We start from the raw sequence: 18,148 nt of genomic DNA on the forward strand, positions 1-18,148 counted from the left end.
ACCGACTTCGGGTGTTACAAACTCTCGTGGTGTGACGGGCGGTGTGTACAAGGCCCGGGAACGTATTCACCGCGGCATGCTGATCCGCGATTACTAGCGATTCCAGCTTCACGCAGTCGAGTTGCAGACTGCGATCCGAACTGAGAACAGATTTGTGGGATTGGCTTAACCTCGCGGTTTCGCTGCCCTTTGTTCTGTCCATTGTAGCACGTGTGTAGCCCAGGTCATAAGGGGCATGATGATTTGACGTCATCCCCACCTTCCTCCGGTTTGTCACCGGCAGTCACCTTAGAGTGCCCAACTGAATGCTGGCAACTAAGATCAAGGGTTGCGCTCGTTGCGGGACTTAACCCAACATCTCACGACACGAGCTGACGACAACCATGCACCACCTGTCACTCTGCCCCCGAAGGGGACGTCCTATCTCTAGGATTGTCAGAGGATGTCAAGACCTGGTAAGGTTCTTCGCGTTGCTTCGAATTAAACCACATGCTCCACCGCTTGTGCGGGCCCCCGTCAATTCCTTTGAGTTTCAGTCTTGCGACCGTACTCCCCAGGCGGAGTGCTTAATGCGTTAGCTGCAGCACTAAGGGGCGGAAACCCCCTAACACTTAGCACTCATCGTTTACGGCGTGGACTACCAGGGTATCTAATCCTGTTCGCTCCCCACGCTTTCGCTCCTCAGCGTCAGTTACAGACCAGAGAGTCGCCTTCGCCACTGGTGTTCCTCCACATCTCTACGCATTTCACCGCTACACGTGGAATTCCACTCTCCTCTTCTGCACTCAAGTTCCCCAGTTTCCAATGACCCTCCCCGGTTGAGCCGGGGGCTTTCACATCAGACTTAAGAAACCGCCTGCGAGCCCTTTACGCCCAATAATTCCGGACAACGCTTGCCACCTACGTATTACCGCGGCTGCTGGCACGTAGTTAGCCGTGGCTTTCTGGTTAGGTACCGTCAAGGTGCCGCCCTATTTGAACGGCACTTGTTCTTCCCTAACAACAGAGCTTTACGATCCGAAAACCTTCATCACTCACGCGGCGTTGCTCCGTCAGACTTTCGTCCATTGCGGAAGATTCCCTACTGCTGCCTCCCGTAGGAGTCTGGGCCGTGTCTCAGTCCCAGTGTGGCCGATCACCCTCTCAGGTCGGCTACGCATCGTCGCCTTGGTGAGCCGTTACCTCACCAACTAGCTAATGCGCCGCGGGTCCATCTGTAAGTGGTAGCCGAAGCCACCTTTTATGTCTGAACCATGCGGTTCAAACAACCATCCGGTATTAGCCCCGGTTTCCCGGAGTTATCCCAGTCTTACAGGCAGGTTACCCACGTGTTACTCACCCGTCCGCCGCTAACATCAGGGAGCAAGCTCCCATCTGTCCGCTCGACTTGCATGTATTAGGCACGCCGCCAGCGTTCGTCCTGAGCCAGGATCAAACTCTCCGATAAAGTAGTTTGACTGACTACGCACATCGCTGTGCGATTTATTTAAAACTTTGAATTAACAGGTACGTTTTGTCTTGTTTAGTTTTCAAAGAACTTTGTCCATCGCTCTCGAAGCGACTTAATAATTGTAACATATCAACTTCAAAGTCGTCAATAACTTTTTAAAATTTCTTTTTTAAGAATTTGTTTCGTCATCAGCGACGTATATTAGAATACCACCCTTGATCCAACATGTCAACAATAATCGGCAAATTAAATGATGAAGCGTTTAATGACTATCAAAGCCGCGATGCCGGGAATCCCCAGAATCCCGCTGATGCCCGTTGTAATCAGGTTAACAGGGATATGAATACCGAGACTGCCTCCGAACAAGTTCACACCCACCAGCAGAATCGCACCGGCAATAAACTTAATCGCAGTCACACCAATCCATCTTAACGGTTTTGAAGATACTCCCCATAAAAAAAGCAAAGCAACCAGACCGACAATCAAACCGATAATGAAAAAAGGCTCCATGAATCTTCCCCCTCGCTTGTTTAGTACAAGCTTATGAGAAGATCCCGGAGAATAGACCTCTTACTTCCATCTGCTCATTTTCAAATTCCGCTGCTTTGCTTCTTTCAAATAAAAAAAGTACTTAGATTCAGCGACTTTCAGCTCAAACAATACCTCAGCGGAGGGCTCGAGACTTTTCTCGACCAGACTCTTCTGTCTGTTCCATTCTTCTTTTTGTTTAAAGAGCTGTTCTATCAGCTTCTCATCAAACTCTTTTCTTAATGTATTTCTGCGAAGAAAACCCATGCCTTGCCTTTTCCTCCCTTACAATTCACGTCTTCCTTCAAGAGCTTTTGAAAGAGTGACCTCATCAGCATATTCCAAATCACCGCCGACGGGCAGACCGTGGGCAATACGGGAGAGCTTGATGCCTGAGGGCTTTAACAGCCTTGATATATACATCGCTGTTGCTTCCCCTTCAATATTAGGGTTGGTTGCGAGAATAACTTCTGTCACTTGATCATCCTGAAGACGTTTCAGCAGCTCCGGAATCTTAATATCCTCCGGGCCGATGCCGTCCATTGGTGAAATCGCGCCGTGAAGAACATGATACTGGCCGTTATATTCCTTCATTTTCTCCATTGCGATCACATCCTTAGGGTCCTGCACGACACAAATAACAGACTTATCCCTTCTTGTGTCCTCACATATATAACAAGGGTCCTGATCTGTAATATGTCCGCAAATCGAACAATATGTCAGGTTGCGCTTCGCATTTACTAATGCTTTCGCGAAATCTAATACCACGTCTTCTTTCATACCTAGAACAAAAAAAGCCAGACGAACCGCTGTTTTCGGTCCGATCCCTGGCAATTTCATAAAGCTGTCAATCAGCTTTGATATTGGTTCAGGATACTGCATGTTTATTTATCCCCCTAGAATAAACCCGGTATGTTCATTCCTTTTGTAAATTGTCCCATTGTCTCATTCGTCATGTCATCCACTTTTTTGAGGGCGTCGTTTGTCGCAGCAAGAACCAGGTCCTGAAGCATTTCGATATCTTCCGGATCAACGACTTCTTCTTTAATGGCAATGTCTACAACTTCTTTTTGGCCGTTGACTTTTACAGTCACCATACCGCCGCCTGCTGTGCCTTCAAGCACTTTTTCAGCAAGCTCCTCCTGAGCCTTCGCCATATCCTTTTGCATTTTTTGCATTTGTTTCATCATTTTTTGCATGTTTCCCATTCCGCCACGCATATTCAATCACTCTCTTTCATCTTATTAGTCTTTTATTTCGATTAAATCCGCTCCGACAAGTTTTTTCGCCTCTGCAATCAGCGGATCTTCTTCAGCCGGTTCGTTTGATCCTTCACTTTCCTGCTGGTGATCATTTAAAAATTCTTCTCTTATTTTACCCCATTGTGCTTCCGGAACGCCAATCAAATCCATTCTTTTCCCGAGCATTGATTCGAGAATCTGTTCAAGATTCGTACGGACTCCGTTATTGTCTTCTGCAACCATTTTACAATGGATTTCGTATTTAAATTTAAGCACAAATGCCTTTTGAGCAGCAGCCACCGGTTCACTGTCATTCAACAGAGCCGCATGAGACACCTTATTCTGCTGTTTCAGGTGTGCCAGCAGCTTGCCCCAGCTGCTTTTAAGCTGTTCAAGTTCAGGTCTTGTGGCTTCCTTCAATATCTCATGAATTCTTCCGACCGGAGCTTTGTAATGGCTTTTTCCGCCTTTTTGAGGACGCGGAGCTTCTTTCGGAGCGCTTTCCATCTGAACCTTCACACCGGAGGTTTTCAGCCTTTCTACTTCCTGCTCAAGCTGCTGAATCTTATTCATCAGCATGCCGACCTCAGGGATGTCTCCGGCGGATTGCTGTGCCGTCTGGCATATTTTCACGACAGCCACTTCAAAAAAGATTCTTGGGTGGTTCGTCCACTTCATTTCCTGATGGCTTTTATTCAGGATATCAATCATCTCATATAAAGCGGGGGCCGGTATGTCACCGCTCAGATTCCGAAACGTTTCATCGACCTTCACCTTCTCCAGGACTCCTTCTAAACCGGGAGCGGCCTGGTACAAGAGCATATCCCTGAAATAGAAAATCATATCTTCAATCAGTTTGGCCGCATCTTTCCCTTGCTGGAGCAATTCATTCAGTGTTTCCAATGCCTCGGAAACCTGTTTGCGGTGAAGAGCAGATGCCAGTTTTCCAATATAGTGCTGAGAAACGGCTCCGGTAATGAGCAATGCATCATCCACCGACAGCTCCTCGCCGCTGAATGATACGGCTTGATCGAGCAGGCTCAGCGCGTCCCTCATTCCTCCGTCCGCAGCACTCGCTATGATATCAAGGGCTCCTTCTTCCACCTTCAGCTGCTCTGCATCGACGATTGTCTTCATTCGTCCGACAATTGCTTTGGATGTAATCCGTTTGAAGTCAAAACGCTGACATCTGGAGATAATGGTTAAAGGAATCTTATGAGGCTCAGTCGTAGCTAATATGAAAATGCAATGTGCCGGCGGTTCTTCCAGCGTTTTCAGAAGCGCATTGAATGCGCCGATAGAGAGCATATGCACCTCATCTATAATATATACTTTGTAGGTGACGGCCGACGGGGCGAATTTTACTTTGTCACGGATGTCGCGGATTTCGTCTACGCCGTTATTCGACGCCGCATCTATTTCAATCACATCTGATATAGAGCCGTTTGTGATCCCCTTGCACGCCGCACATTCATTGCACGGTTCTTCTACGGGGGCGTGCTCACAGTTGACTGCTTTCGCAAATATTTTAGCTGCACTGGTTTTTCCCGTTCCCCGCGGTCCAGAAAACAGATATGCATGAGAAAATTTCTTTTGCAAAAGGGCATTTTGCAGCGTTTTCGTAATGTGTTCCTGTCCGACCACATCTTCAAACTGCTGAGGCCTAAATACTCGATATAAAGCTTGGTAACCCACAGGATGCGCCCTCCTCTGTTATTCATCATGTTTATTATACATGAACGTGCTTTTAACGCCAAAACCCGTTTTTCATATACGAAAAAACTCACCTGCCATAAACAGGTGAGTCTGAAATTTGATGATTGATTTACCGTGCACCTTCTGTCGATTCGCTACCCTAAGCGTTACTTAAGCAGTTAGCTCAGCCCAGGCAACCCTGCGGCACATGAGAGGTTTCACTTAATGCTGCTTCCTTCCGGACCTGACATGGTTCATGAATTCCCATTGCGCAGGACCCAGACGTCAACGCCACTTACTTAAGGCAGACCTTACAGTAAACGAACCTCGAGAAGGGATTCGGCCCCGCTAGAGCGGATTGCGGGTACAGGGCACCGCTACCTCCCCGCTTAGCACGGCAAAATAAATATCAAATTTTTATATGCGCACCATTCATGATGCACACATAAGTATATCTGCTTCAGGCAGAAAATGCAACCGTACTACTCAGACAACTTTTTCCTCATGTCTTTCTTTTGCCGGCGCAACTTTCTGAAAAAAGCGCTGAGCATTTCTCCGCACTCTTCTCCGAGCACGCCGCTCACCACTTCCGCTTGGTGGTTGAACCGCTCTTCCTGCAAGAGGTTCATCAGCGTTCCTGTACAGCCCCCCTTGGGATCAAATGCGCCGAATACGACCTTATCGACTCTCGAAAGCACGACGGCTCCCGCGCACATCGGACACGGCTCCAAAGTGACATAAAGAACGGCATCCTCAAGTCTCCATGTCCCCAGCTTACAGCACGCTTCGTCTATCGCCAGCATTTCGGCGTGGGCAAGCGACCTCTGTTCAGTCTCCCGCAGGTTATGCGCCCGCGCCACGATCTCATCATGCAGAACAAGAACTGCTCCGATCGGCACTTCACCTTTCGCTTCGGCTTTCTTCGCTTCTTTTATGGCTTCTCTCATATAATATTCATCATTCATAGGTTCGAGCTCTCTTCTTAAGTTTTTTCATGTCTCATAAAGGTTAAAATAGGAATACCCCAGCAGAAAGGAGTTGCCGGTATTGTCTGAACCTAACAACACAGCCCTTCTGATTGTCGATATGATCAACAATTTTCAATTTGATATGGGCGAACGTCTTGCTGAAAAAACCAAACAAATTGTCCCCCGTATTTTATCATTAAAGAAGCATGCAAAACAAAGCAACTGGCCGATTATTTATATTAATGATCATTACGGGCTCTGGAAGGCTGATATTGATGCCATCAGGGAGGAATGCAGCAACAACAGAAGCGCCCCCATTATAAAAGATATTTCGCCTCAGCCGGATGATTATTTTCTCATTAAACCGAAGCATTCCGCTTTTTACGAAACGGCGCTTCACACCCTTCTGACCGAATTACAAGTGAACCGATTAATCATCACGGGGATTGCCGGGAACATTTGTGTGCTGTTCACGGCCAACGACGCCTATATGAGAGAATACAGCATTACCATTCCGAAAGACTGCACCGCTTCCAATAACGACGAGGACAATGATTTCGCTTTGACCATGATGGAGAATGTTCTCTTCGCAGAAATAACCACGGAAAAACAAATTACCGCCGAAAAATAAACATGATCAGCCTCCTTTTTTCATATATTTGATAGCGGATATGAAAGGAGGCGTTTTTCATTCAGATCTATATAGTGAAACGGGGCGACACGCTTTCCGCTATTGCGGCGCGCTACCGGACTGCCGCAAATGTCATTGCGGAAGCAAATAAACTGCCTAATCCAAATACATTGGTTGTCGGACAAACCCTTGTCATCCCGATTGAGGGTCAATATTACGAAGTGAAACAAGGTGATACTCTTGCGGCAATCGCTGGCCGTTTCCATATATCGGCCGCGGAGCTTGCGAGGGTTAACGGAATTCAGCCCGGCACCACATTGAGAGCCGGAACCCGCCTTTACATTCCGCAGCAGGCGAATAAGCCCGATATCGAATCAAACGCATATATAGAACCGCGGGGAACGAGCGTAAGCGCTAATCTGCAGCAGGCGGCAAGGGAGGCCTCTCCTTATTTAACATACCTTGGCGCATTCAGTTTTCAAGTGCAGCGGAACGGGACTTTAAAGGAACCGCCTCTGACCAATTTAAAAAGCATCAGTGACAGGCACAACACCACCCTGATGATGATCATCACCAACCTTGAAAATGACGCATTCAGCGATGAACTCGGGCGGCTCATCTTGAATGACAATACAGTGAAAACAAAACTCTTTCAGGAAATCGTCTCCACGGCTAAAAAGTACGGCTTTCGCGATATTCACTTTGATTTCGAATATTTACGTCCACAGGACAGAGAAGCCTACAATCGTTTTTTACGTGAAGCGAGGACGATTTTTCATCGGGAAGGCTGGAAAATTTCAACGGCGCTTGCTCCGAAAACGAGCGCGACCCAGGCCGGCAAATGGTACGAAGCACATGACTATAGGGCACATGGAGAAATCGTCGATTTTGTCGTGATCATGACATATGAGTGGGGGTACAGCGGAGGCCCGGCTCAGGCCGTATCACCTATCGGCCCTGTAAGAAATGTCATTGAGTACGCGCTGACGGAAATGCCTTCTTCAAAAATCGTCATGGGCCAGAATATGTACGGCTATGATTGGACACTGCCTTTCAAACAGGGAACGACAGCGAAAGCCGTCAGTCCTCAGCAGGCAATCGCTCTGGCAGCACGCCATAAAGTCGACATTCAATATGACGAAACCGCCCAGGCTCCATTCTTCCGATACACGGATGAAAATCAGAGACGGCATGAAGTATGGTTTGAAGACGCACGATCCATTCAAGCGAAATTCAATTTAATTAAAGAACTGCATTTAAGAGGGATCAGCTATTGGAAACTCGGCCTTTCTTTCCCGCAAAACTGGCTTTTGCTCAGCGATCAATTTCATATTGTGAAAGAGACGTTTCGTTAATTGGAAGCGTCTTTTTTTCATGGGCTTTTCTGAGAGTGTGATACAATATAAAGGCCGGCAGCTGACGGATGTTTGCAGAATTAAGGAGGATTTTCAATGAACAGAGCCCCTTTTATCGCGGTAGAAGGTCCTATCGGGGCAGGAAAAACGACACTCGCTACGATGCTTTCTGAAGAGCTCGGTTTTCATATGATTAATGAGATTGTGGAAGACAACCCTTATCTCGATAAGTTTTATGACAATATCGAGGAGTGGAGTTTCCAGCTTGAAATGTTTTTTCTATGTCACAGGTATAAACAGCTTGAGGACACCGACCGAGATTATTTAAAACAAGGACAGCCCGTTTTGTCCGATTATCATATTTATAAAAATGTTATTTTCGCAGAGCGTACATTGCACGGCCAAAAGCTTGAGAAGTATAAGCAGATTTATCAACTGCTCACTCACGACCTGCCGAAACCGAATATCATTGTATACATAAAGGCAAGCCTGCCGACATTGCTTCAACGCATTGAAAAACGCGGGCGCCCGTTTGAGAAAAATATCGAGCATCAATATCTGGAACGTCTCATTGCAGATTACGACACAGCCATCAGACAGCTTCAGGAAGAAGGTCCGGGTATATCTGTACTGACCATTGACGGTGATACCGAAGACTTTGTTTTGAATAAGACAGACTATGAAAGAATTGCCCGTCAGGTAAAGGAGCTTATTAAATGAAAGACATTCATATTCCAAACAACGCCATTATCACAGTAGCGGGAACGGTAGGAGTCGGAAAATCGACTTTGACCAAAGCTTTAGCAAAACGGCTCGGGTTTCATACCTCACTCGAAGAAGTGGATGAAAACCCTTATTTAGAGAAGTTTTATCACGATTTTGAACGCTGGAGCTTCCATTTGCAAATTTATTTTCTGGCTGAGCGGTTCAAAGAGCAGAAAAACATGTTTGAATCAGGCGGCGGATTCGTGCAGGACCGTTCGATTTATGAAGATACAGGCATATTCGCAAAAATGCATGCCGATAAAGGAACCATGTCGCTGACAGATTACACAACATACACAAGTCTATTTGAGGCGATGGTCATGACGCCGTACTTCCCGCATCCTGATGTTTTGATCTATTTAGAAGGCGACCTTGAAAACATTATAAACCGGATTGAAAAGCGGGGCCGCGAGATGGAGCTGCAGACAAACCGATCCTATTGGGAAGAGATGTATACACGGTACGAAGACTGGATCAGCGGTTTTAACGCCTGCCCTGTGCTGAAAGTACGCATTGAAGATTATGACCTTGAAGCTGATGAACAGTCACTGGAATCTTTGATCGAAAAAATCAGTCACGTGATCAACGAAAACAGAAATAAATAAAAATAACAAAGCGATTTTCCCCGAACAGAGAAAATCGCTTTTTTTGTATATAAAAAATCCGCTGCATCACATGCAGCGGACAAAACAATCTCCAATATATGCTCGAGTTTCATTAGGTTTAAAATCAATATGGCGGAGGAAGAGGGATTCGAACCCCCGCGGGCTTTGACACCCCTGTCGGTTTTCAAGACCGATCCCTTCAGCCAGACTTGGGTATTCCTCCGTATCGACATTTAATAATATACCACATGACCTAAATTTCAGTCAAGCGCTTTTTCATTTTTTTATTTCATTTCTTAAACGGCTTGTCCGTCAGCTTTACTATCATACAAAAGTCTTGCGTCCAATTCAACCTCAGTATGCCATACGGGCAGGAAAACACAGTAAAAATCAAGAATAGATTCAAACAGATACCTGCTCATAAAGGTGGAGAACATAATGAAAATCATCATTGCACCGGATTCTTTCAAAGAAAGCATGACATCAAAAGAAGCCGCTGACAGCATAGAAAAAGGATTCAAAGCGGTCTTCCCTGACGCGGAATATATCAAGATACCCGCGGCCGACGGCGGAGAAGGAACCGTTCAGGCTTTGACGGATGCCACTGGCGGAAGCATCATCCAAAAAACTGTGACCGGTCCGCTGGGAACGCCGGTAAACGCCGCATATGGACTTCTGGGAGACGGACGCACGGCAGTCATTGAAATGGCGGAAGCATCGGGACTTCATCTCGTTCCCCGCCATCTCAGAGATCCGTTGAACACAACGACAAGAGGAACTGGTGAACTGATAGCAGATGCAGCTTCCCGCGGGGCGGGTGAGATCATCATCGGACTTGGCGGGAGCGCAACCAATGACGGCGGAACAGGAATGGCGAGCGCGCTCGGTGTGCGTTTCTTAAATGAGGAAGGTCAGGAGATACCTGATGGCGGAGGCGCTCTGCACACCCTAGCTTCTATTGATATAAACGGTCTCTCTCCTGATCTGAAACATATCCGTATCCGTGCCGCATGTGATGTCGAAAATCCTCTCACCGGTAAAAACGGTGCGTCATATGTCTTCGGCCCGCAAAAAGGGGCGTCCGAGAAGACTAAAGTTGTATTGGATCGCAACTTACGCCATTTCGCTGACGTATTGAGACGTCAGCACGATATCGAAGCGGATACCGTAAAAGGCGCGGGCGCCGCGGGAGGTTTAGGCGCCGGACTGATCGCTTTCTTACAGGCAGAACTTCAAAGCGGGATTGACGTTGTATTAGATACACTGTCCTTCTCAGATCAGATAAGAGGCGCTGACCTTGTCATTACCGGAGAGGGCCAGATTGACGGACAAACGATATTCGGCAAAACCCCCGCCGGGATCGCCGAATGCGCAGCCGCTCAAGAAATTCCCGTTATCGCATTGGCGGGCTCCTTAGGCAAGAATTTCGAGCATGTTTACAGCGCAGGAATAACAGCTGTATTTTCTATCGTGTCCGGCGCTGTAAGTCTTGAAGACGCCATAGCATCCGGCCGTTTTAACCTTGAAAGCACAGCCCGGAATGCCGCCGCTCTATACCGGGCAGCAAAAAAGGCGCGCCTCTAGGGCGCACCTTTTATGGTTTGATGACTTCTTTATTTCCCATATAAGGACGAAGCACTTTCGGAATGATGACACTTCCGTCTTCCTGCTGATAGTTTTCTAAGATGGCAGCTACTGTTCTGCCGACTGCCAGCCCTGAACCGTTTAATGTATGCACATGCTCCGGCTTGCCTTTCGCTTCGCGTCTGAATCGAATGTTTGCGCGTCTCGCCTGGAAGGCCTCAAAGTTACTGCAAGAAGAAATTTCACGGTATGTGTCTTGGCTTGGAATCCATACCTCAATATCGTACTTTTTCGCGGCTGTAAAGCCGAGATCACCGGTACACATGCTCATGACACGATACGGCAGTTCAAGCAGCTGAAGCACCCGCTCAGCTTGATTTGTCAGTTTTTCAAGCTCTTCATAAGAATCTTCCGGCTTCACGAATTTCACAAGCTCAACCTTGTTGAACTGATGCTGGCGGATCAAACCGCGTGTATCACGACCGGCAGATCCCGCTTCTGAACGGAAGCAAGCGCTGAATGCGGCATAATTGATTGGCAGGTTCTCACCAGATAAGATTTCATCGCGGTGCATATTTGTAATCGGCACTTCCGCCGTCGGAATTAAGAAATAATCCTCTTCTCTGATTTTAAAAGCATCCTCTTCAAATTTAGGAAGCTGTCCCGTACCTGTCATGCTCGTACGGTTTACCATATAAGGAGGAATGACTTCCGTGTAATCATATTCATCAACGTGAAGATCCAGCATAAAGTTGTAGAGCGCTCGTTCGAGGCGGGCGCCTAATCCTTTATAAAACACAAACCGGCTGCCTGTTACTTTTGAGGCGCGTTCGAAATCAAGAATGTTTAAATGGTCTGCGATATCCCAATGCGGTTTCGGCTCATATGAAAATGCCGGCGCCTCTCCCCACTTGCGAATTTCAATGTTATCATCTTCCGTTTCCCCGACGGGCACTGAATCGTGCGGGATGTTCGGAATAGACAGAAGGATGGTTTCGAGCGTCGTTTCGACAGTACGAAGCTCTTCATCAAGCTTCTTAATTTCTTCGCCCACTTCGCGCATCTCTTTAATAATATGATCAGCGTCTTTTTTCTCCCGTTTCAAAACGGCGACCTGCTGAGACACTTCATTGCGTTTTCCCTTCAGTTCTTCTACTTTACCGATAAGCTCTCTTCTCTTTTCGTCCAGCTCTTCAAACTTGTCAAAGTCAGATAAGTCTTCGCCTTTTGGAATGAGCTTCGCTTTTACCTCTTGAAAATTGGCTCTCAGCACCTTCGTATCAATCATGCCTAACAACTCCTATCTGTTTTTATCGAAAATAAAAAAGAGCCCTCATCCCCTAAAAGGGACGAGAGCTCTCGCGTTGCCACCCTGATTGAAAACAAGCTCACACTTGCTTCCCGCTTTAACACATAACGGTTTTCCCGTAAATGCCTACTTGTTTTCAGCATTTCGCTCAAGGACGGATTCGGACAGCATCTTTCACCGATTCGCACCACCCATCGGCTCTCTTTGAAAGAGAGGCTTCCTACTGCTTCCTGTCAACGCTTTTCGATCTTTATTTGTGTTTATAATGTACTATAAGTATCAGCGGTTTTCAACTGTTTTATACAGCTGTTTCCTGCTTATGCTTTTCCGCCATCTTCACAAACAGCTCTGTCACCCGGTGATCATCTGTCAGTTCAGGATGGAACGAGCAGCCGAGGAAATTCCCCTGCTTTGCAGCCACGATGCGTCCGTTATGCTCACAAAGCACTTCAACATCTTCTCCGGCTTCTAAAATATGCGGCGCGCGAATAAATACACCCGTAAAAGGCTCATCAAGGCCTTTAATCGTCAGATCAGCTTCAAAGCTGTCGACCTGACGGCCAAAGGAGTTACGCTCGACGACAACGTTTAACAGCCCTAAATGAGCGTTATCCGTTCCCGCTATCTCTTTGGCTAAAATAATCAGACCGGCGCATGTGCCGAACATCGGCTTGCCTTGGGCGGCAAACTCGCGAAGCGGCTCCATAAAATGATACGTATCCATTAAACGCCGCATCGTCGTGCTTTCCCCGCCCGGCAGGATTAAGCCGTCGATGTCATTCAGCTGTTCAGGACGCTTAATGACGACACCTTTTGAACCACATGCTTCAATTGAACGAATATGTTCTCTTACTGCTCCTTGAAGTCCAAGTACACCAATTGTTAACATGCTTCCAGCTCTCCTATGGTTTTACCAGCCGCGTTCTTGCATACGCTGTTCCGGCAATAGATTTGAGATTTCGATTCCTTTCATCGCTGTGCCTAATTCTTTAGAAAGCTCAGCGATCAGTTTGTAGTCTGTGTAATGAGTCGTTGCTTCAACAATTGCTTTGGCGAATTTAGCAGGGTTGTCTGATTTGAAAATACCTGAACCGACAAATACGCCGTCAGCGCCAAGCTGCATCATCAATGCCGCATCAGCAGGCGTCGCTACTCCGCCGGCAGCAAAGTTCACTACAGGCAGTTTGCCGTCACGCTTGATTTGAAGAAGCAGTTCATAAGGAGCGCCGAGGTTTTTAGCTTCAGTCATCAGCTCATCATCGCTCATCGCAACAACTTTGCGCACTTGCGCGTTTACTTTTCTCATATGGCGGACAGCTTCCACAATGTTTCCTGTTCCCGGTTCGCCTTTTGTACGAAGCATGGAAGCTCCTTCGGCGATACGGCGCGTTGCTTCACCGAGATCACGGCAGCCGCATACGAACGGGACTGTATATTCGTTTTTATTTAAATGAAATTCTTCGTCAGCCGGAGTCAGAACTTCACTTTCATCGATGTAATCTACTCCCATTGCTTCAAGGACACGCGCTTCAACGATATGTCCGATACGCGCTTTTGCCATTACGGGAATGGATACAGCATTCATTACTTCTTCAACGATTGTCGGATCAGCCATGCGGGCAACACCGCCGGCAGCGCGAATATCAGCCGGAACGCGTTCTAACGCCATTACGGCAACAGCTCCCGCCTCTTCCGCAATCTTCGCTTGTTCAGCATTTACAACGTCCATGATGACGCCGCCTTTTTGCATTTCCGCCATGCCGCGTTTTACACGATCAGTACCTGTTTGAGCCATTATTTGGTCCCCCTAGTCAATGTATAGTTAGATAATTTCTATCTCTTATTGTATCCCAGAAATACAATATTTCATATGGGTATTCTTATTTTACAGCGAGATGAATAAGATAGATATCATTTTTTTACTAATAATTTGGTTTTTTCAGTATATTAAGCAAAAGAGCCCTAACTTTCATCAGAGCTCTTTCTTATTTCTTAAAACCAGCCTGTTACCGTGTCAACGGCGCTGTTCCAGATACCGGAGAAGAATCCGCCGATGCCGCGCATCATCTGAACAAACCAGTTTGCTTTATCTACATCATTTTTCGTTACAAGATTCACGCTGAACTCTTTGGATTTGAGGAAGCCATAGTCTTTGTCACTGCCTTTGTATGTAACTGTCAGCGTTCCGACTTTCGTTCCCTTTTTCACAGGAGCCGTGATTTCTTTTTTATCTAAAGTCACTTCGGCTTTATAGTTCTTTTCATCCCCGCTTTTCACAGGAATAGAAAGCGCCTTGTCAGTAACAATATCGACTTGCTTGTCTTTCCCTTTTTCAACGTCAATCGTTTTGTGCCCTTTTACTTGAGAGCCTTCAGGGTAAAGATCTTTCATTGAGAAATTGCCGTTAAATGCGTAATCGAGCATTTTTTTCGTTTCATCAAAACGTCCGGTATGCAGGTTGCCTTTTGCGTTTAATACAACGGTGATGACCCGCATTCCGTTCCGCTGTGCTGTGCTTGTAAAACAAGATCCCGCAGAATCAGTAGAACCCGTTTTTAAGCCGTCAACGCCAGGGTATTCAGAAACAAGACCTTTTAACATGAAGTTCCAGTTCGGCATGTCCATTTCATCATCAGTGCCGGCTCTGAATTTCGTCTTAGCGATGCTTGTTGTTTTGAGAACTTCCGGATAATCAGTGATCAGGCGGTCTGCAAGAAGCGCCATGTCTTTAGCAGAAACTTCACTCTCTTCTTTAACGCCTTCTCCTTGCGGCTGCTTGCCGTGAAGGTCTTCATTCACAAGCCCTGTGGCATTTTTAAAATCATAGTTTGTCATGCCTAATTCTTTGGCTTTCGCATTCATTTCAGCGACAAATTTCGTTTCAGTTCCGGCAAGAATTTCGGCAACTGCAATCGCGGCTCCGTTGGCAGAGTAAATCGCCATAGCCTGATACAGTTCTTTAACCGTGTATTTGCCGTCTTTTCGAAGGGGGACGTTTGATAAACTGTTGTCTTGAGAAATTTCATAGACATAATCATCAGGAGTATACGTTTGATCCCATTTCACTTTTCCTTCTTTAATGGCTTCCAGAAGCAGATATTCAGTCATCATTTTTGTCATGCTGGCAATCGGCAGTCTTTTGTCTGCATTTTTACTGTATAAAATTTTTCCCGATGAAGCCTCAATCATTATCGCAGCTGATGCGTTGACATCAATCGGGTCATTGCCGGCTGCCTCCGCTTTAGACATTGGAACAAAGCAAGTTGCGGCCAGTGCCAGTACCACTAATGACACCAACAGCTGTTTCCATTTCGTGATGTTCAATCTTACGACCTCCGTCATTCATTTTAAATCTATAATTAAGCCGTTAAGGACATATTCAAATTCAAAACACAACAGTATAAATTTTATCACACTCGATATAAAAAAAATAGACAGAGTCAGCGACCCTGTCAAATGTTTTTTATTTGTAACAATTATGAGATTGTATAGTTTGGTGATTCTTTCGTAATTTGGACATCATGCGGATGACTTTCGCGAAGTCCGGCACCTGTCATACGGATGAATTGAGCCTCTTCTCTTAAAGCGCGCAAGTCTTTTGAACCGCAATATCCCATCCCTGAACGAAGACCGCCGACAAGCTGATACACTGTTTCTTCTACAGGACCTTTGTACGGAGTCCGTCCTTCGATACCTTCAGGGACGAATTTCTTATTTTCTTCTTGGAAATATCGGTCTTTACTGCCTTTTTCCATGGCAGCGACAGAACCCATACCGCGATACACTTTAAATCTTCTGCCTTGATAGATTTCAGTCTCTCCCGGGCTTTCTGAAGTACCGGCAAGCAGGCTTCCGAGCATTACGGCATGTCCGCCTGAAGCCAACGCTTTCGTAATATCTCCGGAGAATTTAATACCGCCGTCTGCGATAATTGTCGCGCCGTGTTTTCTCGCTTCAGTGGCACAATCATAAATGGCAGTGATCTGCGGTACGCCTACACCTGCAACGACGCGTGTCGTACAGATAGAACCAGGTCCGATTCCCACTTTGACAATATTTGCTCCGGCTTCAATCAGAGCTTTTGTCGCTTCAGCCGTTGCAACATTTCCTGCGATAATGTTCAGTTCAGGATATGTTTCACGGATTTTCGCGACTGTGTTCAGTACGCCTCTGGAATGTCCGTGAGCCGTATCAACCACGATAACGTCGACATTCGCTTCAACAAGCTTGCTGACGCGTGTCATTGTATCGCCTGTCACGCCTACCGCAGCGCCGACAATAAGGCGTCCGTGTTCATCTTTAGATGAATTCGGGAATTCGATAACCTTTTCAATATCTTTGATCGTGATAAGACCTTTTAATTTGTTTTGGTCATCCACTAACGGAAGTTTTTCAATTTTATGTTTCTGTAAGATTTTTTCTGCTTCGTCTAATGTGGTTCCCACAGGAGCCGTAACCAGCTCTTCTTTTGTCATGACATCACTGATTTTCATTGAATAATCAGAGATAAAGCGAAGGTCACGGTTTGTAATGATACCGACAAGCTTTTGATCGTCTTTATTATCTACGATCGGAACACCGGAAATTCTGTATTTCCCCATCAAATGCTCCGCATCGAATACTTGATGATCAGGTGTTAAAAAGAAGGGATTTGTAATAACGCCCCGTTCAGAACGTTTGACTTTGTCAACATGTTCAGCCTGCTGCTCGATGGACATGTTTTTATGAATAATACCCAAGCCGCCCTGTCTGGCCATCGCAATCGCCATAGCTGATTCTGTTACTGTATCCATTCCCGCACTGATGACAGGAATGTTAAGCTTTAACGTCTTTGTCAGTTCAACAGATAAATCCACATCACGCGGAAGTACGTCTGATTGAGCCGGTACGAGCAGTACATCATCGAACGTTAAGCCTTCTTTTGAAAATTTACTTTCCCACATTAGTAAATCCCCCTCTTTTCGGCAAAATATTATATGTAGATTATCAACTAGAAAACAGCATGTCAAGGAAGCGAAAAAGAGTTGAAATATTTAGATAAAGGAAAGGGTTTAAAAATACATATGAGAGATCATGAGTGGAAAGAGTTATCATTATTTTATTCCGTAGAATCTTCCCAGAAATTTCTAAACAAAGTCTATACAGAAAGCGGCATGGAAGAACCAAAACGATATGCGTTTAAGAACAGTGAGCGCTTCATATTCTTTATCAAACACGCCGAGTCCTTTTATAAACAGGCATCTTTTTCCCCTTTAGAAATTAAGCCTATTCTGTTGTTTTACGGGATGTCACAATTGCTGAAAGCCTGCCTTCTGACCACAGATCCAAGCTATCCAAGCCACGCCTCAGTACTCGCGCATGGCGTGACTGCCCGGAAACGCAAAAAGCAAAATTACTCCTTTAGGGATGATGAAGTGAAGGTGCAGCGCAATGGCTTATGTATTCATGTAATGAAGCACTTATTCGGGATAGCTGGTCTTGAGGAAGAACGGTACACAATGAAGAAATTGCTGACAGCCATACCTGAATTGCATACTGTCTTTTACTTCCAAGAGAAAAAGAATTGGCTGACCCGAGTAGAGCTCAAAGATGACCTTATTTCAGTGCCTGAGCATGCGGTGATTCATTACAATATGTCTGATTCCCGATTTGCTGAATATATCAGCCATCATTTAAAGTGGTCTTTTCTGAGGAAAGACCATAACCACTTGGTTTTTGAGGCTGACCCGATAGACAGAGAATCTTGGTCTTCGCCAAATTTATTGTTTCACTTGGAGAAAAATCAATATTACATTCCCTCTCAGCGTGATCACTTCCTGCATCTTCCGGAAATGATTATTCATTATTTGGTCCTCTACAATATCGGGATGATTGCGAGATATGAAACGGAGTGGTGGTATGAACTGCTGACACAGCATGTCAGTGATGATTATGTGATGATCCGCCGGTTCTTAGATGTCACGGAACGCAAATTTCCGTATTACGTTTCTAATTTCCTGAAGCAATACTTATAAACA

The 18,148-nt window shown here is 46.0% G+C and carries 17 protein-coding genes, 1 tRNA gene, 1 rRNA gene, 1 other RNA gene and 1 other annotated feature (1 of these 21 running past the window's edge); of the genes, 6 read left to right on the forward strand and 14 right to left on the reverse strand.

All coding sequences use genetic code 11. The features are described 5' to 3' along the window. From SB24_RS09590 to tadA, 8 genes are all read right to left on the reverse strand, one after another. Positions 1-1,447: ribosomal RNA gene (locus SB24_RS09590) — 16S ribosomal RNA — on the reverse strand (it extends 103 nt beyond the left edge of the window). A 249-nt stretch (positions 1,448-1,696) separates the two neighbouring features. Beyond that, positions 1,697-1,960, reverse strand: coding sequence for a pro-sigmaK processing inhibitor BofA family protein (locus SB24_RS09595; protein ID WP_003150686.1), 264 nt, complete (start codon positions 1,958-1,960; stop codon positions 1,697-1,699). Between the two features lie 60 nt (positions 1,961-2,020). After that, a complete protein-coding gene (locus SB24_RS09600) occupies positions 2,021-2,245 on the reverse strand; it encodes a YaaL family protein (RefSeq protein ID WP_007408755.1) in 225 nt (74 codons plus the stop codon). An 18-nt stretch (positions 2,246-2,263) separates the two neighbouring features. Next, the gene (gene recR / locus SB24_RS09605; RefSeq protein WP_007615147.1) at positions 2,264-2,860 is read right to left on the reverse strand and encodes a recombination protein RecR; all 597 of its coding nucleotides are present in this window, start codon (positions 2,858-2,860) and stop codon (positions 2,264-2,266) included. 14 nt (positions 2,861-2,874) lie between these two features. Further along, a complete protein-coding gene (locus tag SB24_RS09610; RefSeq protein WP_007408754.1) occupies positions 2,875-3,198 on the reverse strand; it encodes a YbaB/EbfC family nucleoid-associated protein in 324 nt (107 codons plus the stop codon). Between the two features lie 24 nt (positions 3,199-3,222). Continuing rightward, the gene (dnaX, locus tag SB24_RS09615; RefSeq protein ID WP_011996162.1) at positions 3,223-4,914 is read right to left on the reverse strand and encodes a DNA polymerase III subunit gamma/tau; all 1,692 of its coding nucleotides are present in this window, start codon (positions 4,912-4,914) and stop codon (positions 3,223-3,225) included. 133 nt (positions 4,915-5,047) lie between these two features. Further along, an RNA gene (gene ffs / locus SB24_RS19560) (signal recognition particle sRNA large type) lies at positions 5,048-5,312 on the reverse strand. A gap of 84 nt (positions 5,313-5,396) precedes the next feature. Beyond that, the gene (tadA, locus tag SB24_RS09620) at positions 5,397-5,879 is read right to left on the reverse strand and encodes a tRNA adenosine(34) deaminase TadA (RefSeq protein WP_015416644.1); all 483 of its coding nucleotides are present in this window, start codon (positions 5,877-5,879) and stop codon (positions 5,397-5,399) included. A 121-nt stretch (positions 5,880-6,000) separates the two neighbouring features. On the opposite strand from tadA, the gene SB24_RS09625 reads away from it, so the two are divergent. From SB24_RS09625 to dck, 4 genes are all read left to right on the forward strand, one after another. Continuing rightward, the gene (locus SB24_RS09625) at positions 6,001-6,513 is read left to right on the forward strand and encodes a cysteine hydrolase family protein (protein WP_050515851.1); all 513 of its coding nucleotides are present in this window, start codon (positions 6,001-6,003) and stop codon (positions 6,511-6,513) included. Positions 6,514-6,584: 71 nt separating this feature from the next. Continuing rightward, positions 6,585-7,868: a glycoside hydrolase family 18 protein gene (locus SB24_RS09630; RefSeq protein WP_032863190.1), complete on the forward strand. Its 1,284-nt coding sequence runs from the start codon at positions 6,585-6,587 to the stop codon at positions 7,866-7,868. 96 nt (positions 7,869-7,964) lie between these two features. Then, positions 7,965-8,588, forward strand: a complete 624-nt coding sequence (locus SB24_RS09635) for a deoxynucleoside kinase (RefSeq protein ID WP_039253063.1) — start codon at positions 7,965-7,967, stop codon at positions 8,586-8,588. Then, on the forward strand, positions 8,585-9,238 hold the full coding sequence (gene dck, locus SB24_RS09640; RefSeq protein ID WP_039253065.1) for a deoxyadenosine/deoxycytidine kinase: 654 nt from the start codon (positions 8,585-8,587) through the stop codon (positions 9,236-9,238). The genes SB24_RS09635 and dck overlap by 4 nt, the downstream gene beginning before the upstream one ends. Positions 9,239-9,368: 130 nt before the next feature. Here the strand turns inward: dck and SB24_RS09645 are convergent. After that, positions 9,369-9,461 (reverse strand) — tRNA-Ser (locus SB24_RS09645). Positions 9,462-9,676: 215 nt separating this feature from the next. Here SB24_RS09645 and SB24_RS09650 point away from each other — a divergent pair. Continuing rightward, the gene (locus SB24_RS09650; RefSeq protein ID WP_039253068.1) at positions 9,677-10,822 is read left to right on the forward strand and encodes a glycerate kinase; all 1,146 of its coding nucleotides are present in this window, start codon (positions 9,677-9,679) and stop codon (positions 10,820-10,822) included. 10 nt (positions 10,823-10,832) lie between these two features. Here the strand turns inward: SB24_RS09650 and serS are convergent, their stop codons facing one another. From serS to guaB, 5 genes are all read right to left on the reverse strand, one after another. Then, positions 10,833-12,110, reverse strand: coding sequence for a serine--tRNA ligase (serS, locus tag SB24_RS09655; protein ID WP_007408744.1), 1,278 nt, complete (start codon positions 12,108-12,110; stop codon positions 10,833-10,835). Between the two features lie 54 nt (positions 12,111-12,164). Beyond that, positions 12,165-12,377 (reverse strand) — a binding site (T-box leader). A 52-nt stretch (positions 12,378-12,429) separates the two neighbouring features. Then, positions 12,430-13,020 (reverse strand): pyridoxal 5'-phosphate synthase glutaminase subunit PdxT, encoded by a 591-nt coding sequence (pdxT, locus tag SB24_RS09660; RefSeq protein ID WP_007615126.1) that lies wholly within the window; start codon positions 13,018-13,020, stop codon positions 12,430-12,432. 21 nt (positions 13,021-13,041) lie between these two features. Beyond that, a complete protein-coding gene (gene pdxS / locus SB24_RS09665) occupies positions 13,042-13,926 on the reverse strand; it encodes a pyridoxal 5'-phosphate synthase lyase subunit PdxS (protein ID WP_003150714.1) in 885 nt (294 codons plus the stop codon). 197 nt (positions 13,927-14,123) lie between these two features. Further along, on the reverse strand, positions 14,124-15,455 hold the full coding sequence (gene dacA, locus SB24_RS09670) for a D-alanyl-D-alanine carboxypeptidase (RefSeq protein ID WP_039253075.1): 1,332 nt from the start codon (positions 15,453-15,455) through the stop codon (positions 14,124-14,126). A 152-nt stretch (positions 15,456-15,607) separates the two neighbouring features. Continuing rightward, positions 15,608-17,074 carry an IMP dehydrogenase gene (gene guaB, locus SB24_RS09675; protein WP_003150717.1) on the reverse strand — a complete coding sequence of 489 codons (1,467 nt, stop codon included), beginning with the start codon at positions 17,072-17,074 and terminating at the stop codon, positions 15,608-15,610. A gap of 120 nt (positions 17,075-17,194) precedes the next feature. Between guaB and SB24_RS09680 the strand changes: the two genes are divergently transcribed. Next, positions 17,195-18,145 (forward strand): YaaC family protein, encoded by a 951-nt coding sequence (locus SB24_RS09680; protein ID WP_039254995.1) that lies wholly within the window; start codon positions 17,195-17,197, stop codon positions 18,143-18,145. The last annotated feature ends 3 nt before the right edge of the window (positions 18,146-18,148 follow it).

The sequence above is a fragment of the Bacillus sp. Pc3 genome (assembly GCF_000815145.1).
Classification (GTDB): domain Bacteria; phylum Bacillota; class Bacilli; order Bacillales; family Bacillaceae; genus Bacillus; species Bacillus velezensis.

Excerpts from the sequence above, each read along its gene's own strand:
- recR (WP_007615147.1), bottom strand. The coding sequence starts at position 2,860 with ATGCAGTATCCTGAACCAATATCAAAGCTGATTGACAGCTTTATGAAA.
- SB24_RS09625 (WP_050515851.1), top strand. The coding sequence starts at position 6,001 with ATGATCAACAATTTTCAATTTGATATGGGCGAACGTCTTGCTGAAAAA.
- SB24_RS09610 (WP_007408754.1), bottom strand. The coding sequence starts at position 3,198 with ATGCGTGGCGGAATGGGAAACATGCAAAAAATGATGAAACAAATGCAA.
- SB24_RS09635 (WP_039253063.1), top strand. The coding sequence starts at position 7,965 with ATGAACAGAGCCCCTTTTATCGCGGTAGAAGGTCCTATCGGGGCAGGA.
- tadA (WP_015416644.1), bottom strand. The coding sequence starts at position 5,879 with ATGAATGATGAATATTATATGAGAGAAGCCATAAAAGAAGCGAAGAAA.
- pdxT (WP_007615126.1), bottom strand. The coding sequence starts at position 13,020 with ATGTTAACAATTGGTGTACTTGGACTTCAAGGAGCAGTAAGAGAACAT.
- dck (WP_039253065.1), top strand. The coding sequence starts at position 8,585 with ATGAAAGACATTCATATTCCAAACAACGCCATTATCACAGTAGCGGGA.
- pdxS (WP_003150714.1), bottom strand. The coding sequence starts at position 13,926 with ATGGCTCAAACAGGTACTGATCGTGTAAAACGCGGCATGGCGGAAATG.
- SB24_RS09595 (WP_003150686.1), bottom strand. The coding sequence starts at position 1,960 with ATGGAGCCTTTTTTCATTATCGGTTTGATTGTCGGTCTGGTTGCTTTG.
- guaB (WP_003150717.1), bottom strand. The coding sequence starts at position 17,074 with ATGTGGGAAAGTAAATTTTCAAAAGAAGGCTTAACGTTCGATGATGTA.
- SB24_RS09600 (WP_007408755.1), bottom strand. The coding sequence starts at position 2,245 with ATGGGTTTTCTTCGCAGAAATACATTAAGAAAAGAGTTTGATGAGAAG.
- serS (WP_007408744.1), bottom strand. The coding sequence starts at position 12,110 with ATGATTGATACGAAGGTGCTGAGAGCCAATTTTCAAGAGGTAAAAGCG.
- SB24_RS09650 (WP_039253068.1), top strand. The coding sequence starts at position 9,677 with ATGAAAATCATCATTGCACCGGATTCTTTCAAAGAAAGCATGACATCA.
- SB24_RS09680 (WP_039254995.1), top strand. The coding sequence starts at position 17,195 with ATGAGAGATCATGAGTGGAAAGAGTTATCATTATTTTATTCCGTAGAA.